This is a genomic window from Segeticoccus rhizosphaerae (assembly GCF_009192725.1).
GTDB lineage: Bacteria > Actinomycetota > Actinomycetes > Actinomycetales > Dermatophilaceae > Segeticoccus > Segeticoccus rhizosphaerae.
The window spans coordinates 1-6,099 of the sequence record NZ_VOHR01000231.1 but is presented as its reverse complement, the minus strand read 5'-3'; the positions used below and the strand labels follow the sequence as shown (position 1 = coordinate 6,099).

Annotated in this window: 7 protein-coding genes; 1 reads left to right on the top strand and 6 read right to left on the bottom strand. The window is 68.9% G+C overall.

Going from position 1 to position 6,099, the window contains the following annotated elements; genetic code table 11:
• Window positions 1-47: 47 nt before the first annotated feature.
• From FRW57_RS15825 to FRW57_RS15800, 6 genes are read right to left on the bottom strand one after another with little or no spacing between them, the layout of a single operon-like run.
• Window positions 48-1,106 (bottom strand): aromatic ring-hydroxylating oxygenase subunit alpha, encoded by a 1,059-nt coding sequence (locus tag FRW57_RS15825; protein WP_152186444.1) that lies wholly within the window; start codon window positions 1,104-1,106, stop codon window positions 48-50.
• Between the two features lie 36 nt (window positions 1,107-1,142).
• Window positions 1,143-2,210 (bottom strand): pyridoxal phosphate-dependent aminotransferase, encoded by a 1,068-nt coding sequence (locus FRW57_RS15820; protein ID WP_137122504.1) that lies wholly within the window; start codon window positions 2,208-2,210, stop codon window positions 1,143-1,145.
• Window positions 2,207-2,944, bottom strand: a complete 738-nt coding sequence (locus FRW57_RS15815) for an IclR family transcriptional regulator (RefSeq protein WP_137122503.1) — start codon at window positions 2,942-2,944, stop codon at window positions 2,207-2,209. The genes FRW57_RS15820 and FRW57_RS15815 overlap by 4 nt, the downstream gene beginning before the upstream one ends.
• Window positions 2,945-2,957: 13 nt before the next feature.
• On the bottom strand, window positions 2,958-3,710 hold the full coding sequence (locus tag FRW57_RS15810; protein WP_137122531.1) for an amino acid ABC transporter ATP-binding protein: 753 nt from the start codon (window positions 3,708-3,710) through the stop codon (window positions 2,958-2,960).
• Window positions 3,711-3,770: 60 nt separating this feature from the next.
• Complete coding sequence (locus tag FRW57_RS15805) at window positions 3,771-4,676, bottom strand: amino acid ABC transporter permease (protein ID WP_202911619.1); 906 nt, start codon at window positions 4,674-4,676, stop codon at window positions 3,771-3,773.
• A 53-nt stretch (window positions 4,677-4,729) separates the two neighbouring features.
• Entirely contained in the window at window positions 4,730-5,650 is a 921-nt protein-coding gene (locus tag FRW57_RS15800) for an ABC transporter substrate-binding protein (protein WP_137122501.1), read from the bottom strand.
• A 257-nt stretch (window positions 5,651-5,907) separates the two neighbouring features.
• Between FRW57_RS15800 and FRW57_RS15795 the strand changes: the two genes are divergently transcribed.
• On the top strand, window positions 5,908-6,099 hold a 192-nt coding region (locus tag FRW57_RS15795), incomplete at its 3' end, for an urease subunit gamma (RefSeq protein WP_203230360.1).

The following is a 6,099-nucleotide window of genomic DNA, read 5'->3' as shown; positions in this document are numbered from 1 at the left end:
GACCCCGCCTGGCACGGGCCGGTGGGCGCCGGCTCGGAGCAGCAGCCTCACGACGCGCGGCCGGGACGACGCCGGGCCGACTCCGCCTCGGCCGCCTCCTTCGCCTCCTCGGCCTCCTCGGCGACCAGCTTGGCCATGAGCCGACGCGCCTTCGCCACGCCCGCGTCCTGGCCGATGAGCACGTCGGGCAGCGTCTCCGGTCGGGTCTTCATGCGCTGCTGCTGGAGGGCGAGGGCGTCGGCGTCCTCGTCCAGCACGGCTCCGAGGTTCTCGCGCAGCAGGTCGTTGATGGCCTCGTCGCCCACCGAGAAGTTTCGGCAGAAGCCGTAGAAGTACCACGCGGTCGACTCCGTCTGCGGGGTGATCGCGTTGAGCACCTCGAGCAGGTGGCCGTCCACGCGCCGCCCGCCCGGCTCCACCACGCCGGCGTGGATGGTGTGCAGGCTCGGCATCTGGAACTGCGTGGTGTGCCAACGATCCACGAGTTGCAGACCGGTCGCCTTCTCGAACAGCGGCGAGGGGTGGCAGTGCGGCATCCACCGGTCGACACTCACCGAGCGCCCGTCGACCTCGACCGTGACGCCGTTCTCGAAGACCGCCGCGTCGCCGATCGACGACTCGTGCAGGAAGGACTCGTGGGTGAGGTCGAGCAGGTTGTCATGGATCAGGTCGGCGCTCGACTCGAAGAGCCGGGTGTGCGTCACCCGGTCCCACGCGGGGTCGGTCATCCAGTGCGTGTCGGGGACAGGGGTGTCCGCGGCCTTGTCCCGGTCGCCCATCCAGATCCACACCCAGCGGTGCGCCTCGACGACGGGGTATTTGTGCACCAGCGCCCGCGGGGGGATCCGGTCCTGGGCCGGCACCTTGACGCACAACCCCTCGCAGTCGTACTCGAACCCGTGGTAGCCGCACTGGATGTTGTCGCCGATGATCCGGCCGGCGGACAACGGGTAGGCGCGGTGTGCGCAGCGGTCGGCCAGGGCCACGGCGGTGCCGTCCTGCTTGCGGTAGAGCACGACGTCGTCGCCGAGGACGGTGCGCTTCATCGGCTCACGGGTGACCTCCTCGGACCATCCGATGACATACCAGGCGTTCTTGACGAACATCGATCAATCTCCTTGGGACTCGGCGAGGGTGCGGGTTCAGCGCCCGGACAGCGCAGGGACGTGGAGGTCGCCGGCGAGGGCGTGGTCGAGCAGCTCGAGGCCGCGATCCGAGGGCACGCTGACCCGGACGGTCCCGGGCAGGCCGAGGCTGCTGCCCGGGCGCACGGACACCCCGTGGGTGTAGAGCCGCTCGACGAGGTCCTGCTCGTCCGGTGCGACGACGAGGACGAAGTTGGCCTGCGACTCCACGACCTCGTAGCCGGCCCGCTCGAACAGGCCCGCCACCTCCGTCCGGACCCGCACCGTGTGGCCCACGACGGCGTCCCGGTGCTCGGGGTGGCGCAACGCGGCGACGGCCGCGGACTGCGCGAGGACGCCCACGGAGAACGGCGCGCGGATCTTCCGGAGCGTCGCGATCACCTCGAGGGGCGCCACCAGGTAGCCGACCCGCAGGCCGGCCAGCCCGTGCACCTTGGAGAAGGTGCGCAGCACCGCGACCCGGCCGGTCGCGACCAGGTCCATCGCGGTGCGGGCCGCAGGGTCGTCGGTGAAGTCGATGTAGGCCTCGTCGACCACGATGAGACCGGCCCTGCTCTCCCGGGCGAACTGCTCGATGTCGGCGTGGGACCGGACCGTGCCCGTGGGGTTGTGCGGGTTCACGACATACGCGATGTCGGCCTCGACCGTCGCCATCGTCTGGAGGTCGTGGGTCCAGTCCTTGAGCGGCACCTGGGTGAGCCGGCCGCCGACCACGACGGTGCTGATCTCGTCGATCCGGTATGCCGGGTCCGCACAGACCACGTGGCCGCCGCCGGTCAGGTAGGCCAGGGCCAGCAGGAAGATCAGCTCGTCCGACCCGTTCCCCACCAGGATCTGGTCGGGGTCGACGCCGTGCAGGGCGGCCAGCTCGGACCTCAGCTCGTCCGCCAGCGGGTCGGGGTAGAACTGTGACCGCTGCGCGGCAGCGGTCACCGCCGCGATGATGCTCGGGCTGGCCCCGATCGCCGACTCGTTGGAGGCCAAGGAGCCGTCGGCGCTGGCTGCATGCCGTCCGGGCCGGTAGGGCGCGATCTGCTCCAGCCAGGGACGGGCGGCCAGGGTCATCGGGGGTTCCTTCCACCGAGCAGGGAGGTGGCCCTGGCCGCGGCCTCGCGGACCTGGGTCGTGATCGTGTCGAAAGAGGCGCCGCTGTCACGCAGGTAGCTCACGCCGATCGCCCCGCGGGGGCCGGACATGTCGAAGACCGGGGCGGCGACGCACTGGATGCCGAGGGCCGCCTCGCCGTCGTCGGTCGAGTAGCCGGCGGCACGCACCCGGTCGAGTTCACGGTGGACGTCAGCCAAGGCCTTCGACCGGTCGACACCCGTCGCGATGGCCACGTGGCGCTCCACCTCGTCGGCGTCGAGCCAGGCCAGGCAGCTCTTGCCGACCGCGGTGATCACGGCAGGCAGCCGCGCCCCGATCGCGCTGGCGAGCTGGATGCCCCGCACGGGGGGATCCTCCTTGCACAGGTACACCGCGTCGGTCCCCTCGAGGATCGCCCAGTGCGAGGTGATGTTGAGCGACCTGGTGAGCCGGGCGAGCTCGGGGGCGACGACGCCGACGGTGCCGGTGGCCCGCAGGTGCGCGGCGCCGACCTCGAAGGCCTTCAGGCCGATCGAGTAGGTCGCCGACTCCGACACCTCGACGAAGCCCTCGCCCACGAGCGACGCGAGGATGTTGTGCGCCGTGCTCTTGGGAATCTCCAGCTCGGCGCAGACGCGGGACAGCGGGAGGGGCTTTTCGGCGTGTGCCAACAGCTCGAGGATCCGCACCGCACGGACCACGGATGTGCTCATGTCATCGTCCCTCTCAGCGGACCTTGCCCAGGAACGCCTTGGTCCTGGCGTGCTGAGGGTTGGTCAGCACCTCGCGCGGGTGCCCTGACTCGACCACGACGCCGCCGTCCATGAAGACGAGCGCATCGCCGACCTCGCGGGCGAACGCCATCTCGTGGGTGACGACGATCATGGTCATGCCGTCCTCGGCGAGGCCGCGCATCACGTCGAGCACCTCACCGACCAGCTCCGGGTCGAGGGCCGAGGTCGGCTCGTCGAAGAGCATCAGCTTGGGCTGCATCGCGAGCGCACGCGCGATCGCGACGCGCTGCTGCTGACCGCCGGAGAGCTGGCCGGGGTAGGCGCCGTACTTGTCCTTGAGGCCGACCCTGTCCAGCAGCGCCATCGCCCGCTCCCGAGCGACCGCCTTGGACTCGCCGCGCACCTGGATCGGCCCTTCCATGATGTTCTGCAGCGCAGTCATGTGCGGGAAGAGGTTGAAGCGCTGGAAGACCATGCCGATCTCCTCGCGCTTGCGGGCGACCTCGCGGTCGCGCAGCACGTGGAGGCGGTCACCGACCCTGCGGTAGCCGACGAGCTCGCCGTCGACCGACAGGGAACCGGCGTCGATCTTCTCGAGGTGGTTGATGCAGCGCAGGAAGGTGGACTTGCCCGAACCCGAGGGCCCGACGAGGCAGAAGACTTCCTTGGGCGCCACCTCCAGGTCGATGCCCTTGAGCACCTCGAGACGGCCATAGCTCTTGTGGACGTCGACGGCCTGGACCATCGCGGTGGTGCTGTGCACCGACGGGACGAACGACTGGGTTGTGGTCATGGGCATTCCTTGTCAGCGCCAGCTGGGGGGCATGAGGTTGGTGGCCAGCCGTCTGCCGAAACCCTTGGTCTGCGTGTTGTGCCCTCGGCCGAGGCGGCGTTCCACGATCTGTTGCAGGAGCGTGAAGACCGTGGTCAGCACGATGTACCACAGCGAGGCCGTGAACAGCAGCTCGATCACCTTGAAGTTGGCCGTGTAGATCTTGTTGGCCGAGTGCAGCAGCTCCGAGTAGGAGATGGTGAAGGCGAGCGAGGAGTACTTCAGCAGGGCGATGAACTCGTTGCCCAGCGGCGGCACGATGACCCGCAGCGCCTGGGGCAGCACGATCCGCTTCATCAGCTTGCCCTGGCTCATCCCGATGGCCGCCGCAGCCTCCCGCTGTCCGTTGTCGACCGACAGGATGCCGCCCCGGACGATCTCGGCGATGTAGGCGCCCTCGTTGACACCGAGCCCGAGCAGTGCGGCCACGAAGGGCGTCATCACCGAGTTCATCGAGGCCGACCAGAGCCCCGGTATCTCCACGGTCTTGAAGACGATCGCCAGGTTGAACCAGATCAGCAGCTGCACCAGCAGCGGTGTCCCGCGAAAGAGCCACGTGTATCCGTTGGCGACCGCACGCAGGACGGGGTTGCCGCTCTGTCGCATCACCGCGGCCGTCACGCCGAGCGCCAGCCCGAGGCACATCGCCAGCAGGGTCAGCTCGAGGGTGTGCCAGACGCCCCAGAGGATCGGGGACGCGGTGAAGTACTTCGCCACGAGGGCGTACTCGATGTCCGCACCGGCGAAGGCACGCACCAGCAGGGCCAGCAGGACCAGCACCACCACGCCGAGCGCCCAGGTGCCGTAGCGGCGGACCGGCACGACCTTGAGCGGCCCGGAGCCGTCGTGCGGACGGGGTGCCTTGGGTGACTCGGTCACCTGCGTGTTCGTAGCCAACATTCAGTTCCCTCCGGTCGAGGTGGTCGGGCGGGTCAGTCGGCCGTGGCCTTCGAGGCGACGGCGTTGACGCCCGCCTTCTTGATGCCGATGTCGGCCAGCTGCCACTTCTCGAGGACCTTCTGGTAGGAACCGTCGTCGATGATGCCCTGCCACGCCTTCACAAGGGTGTCGCGCAGCTGCTCGTTGCCCTTGTCGAGGACCATGCCGAAGAACTGCTTCTCGACCTGGAGGTCGGGCACCAGCTCGAGCTTGCCGTTCGACTCCTTGGCGAACGTGGCGGCGGTCGGGAAGTTCTCCAGCATCGCGTCGGCCTTGCCCTGCTTGACCGCGAGCTGCTCCTCCGCGTTGCCGGCGAAGGTCAGCACGGTGAGCTCACCCTTGCCTGCCGTCTTGCACTCGTCAGCCTTCTTCTCGAGGTACTGCGCCTGGACGCCGCCGCGCACCGCCGCGATCTTGTTGCCGCACAGGTCGTCCTCGCTCTTGATGCCGGCGGGGTTGCCCTTGGCGACGACGAAGCCCTGCGAGGACTGCAGGTAGTAGACGAAGTCGAAGGTCTGCTCGCGTTCGGCGGTGTCGTTGGTCGCCCCGTAGACGACGTCGTAGCGCTTGGCCTTGAGCGCGCTGAAGAGCGTGTCGAAGCTCGCGTTGTTCCAGGTGAAGGTGACCCCGAGCTGCTTCTCGAGAAGCGTGGCGAGCTCCGGCTCGAATCCGTCGAGGGTCTTGCCGTCCTCCTTGTAGTACTCGAACGGTGGGTAGTCCACCGACGAGCCGACCTGGATGGTGCCGGCGTCCTGGATCTCCTTCGGCAGCTCGGAGAAGAGCGGCGCGTTGTTGCCGGCATCCTCACCGGCCGCGTTGCTCTCACCTCCGCAAGCGGAAAGGGCCAGCAGACCGGCGAGGGGCAGCGCCACGAGCGTTGCCTTGCGGGACGTCATACGGGGAAAACGAGCCATGGCTGTCGCTCCGGGGTGAGGGGAAGGAGTGGGAAGGTGTGAGAGTCGTTCGTATATGTGAACATCGTCTCTGAATAGGAACAAGGTAGGAGGGGGCTCATGACGCTGTCAACGGCTTCGGCGCAATCTTCTGCGGCGTCTCACATCGTGGTCCTCGGGTATCCGGCCCGCCGCGCCGCTCTGGCCCGTCCCGTCCGTACGATGCGATAGGCGCCTCCCACCAGGCGGCCCCGACGCCCAGACCCCGGAGGCAGTTCGTGCACCTGAGCCCCACCGAGCGAGACCGGCTGCTGCTGTTCAACGCGGCGCAGCTCGCTCGTGTCCGCCGCCAGCGCGGTCTCCTGCTCAACGTCCCCGAGGCCACCGCGATCGTCGCCGACACCGTGGCCGAGGCGGCCAGGGACGGGTTGCGGCTGGCGGAGGCGATCGCCCGCGGCCGCGAGGTGCTG

Coding starts and splice junctions, on each gene's coding strand:
- FRW57_RS15825 (WP_152186444.1), bottom strand. CDS start 1,106: ATGTTCGTCAAGAACGCCTGGTATGTCATCGGATGGTCCGAGGAGGTC.
- FRW57_RS15820 (WP_137122504.1), bottom strand. CDS start 2,210: ATGACCCTGGCCGCCCGTCCCTGGCTGGAGCAGATCGCGCCCTACCGG.
- FRW57_RS15815 (WP_137122503.1), bottom strand. CDS start 2,944: ATGAGCACATCCGTGGTCCGTGCGGTGCGGATCCTCGAGCTGTTGGCA.
- FRW57_RS15810 (WP_137122531.1), bottom strand. CDS start 3,710: ATGGTCCAGGCCGTCGACGTCCACAAGAGCTATGGCCGTCTCGAGGTG.
- FRW57_RS15800 (WP_137122501.1), bottom strand. CDS start 5,650: ATGGCTCGTTTTCCCCGTATGACGTCCCGCAAGGCAACGCTCGTGGCG.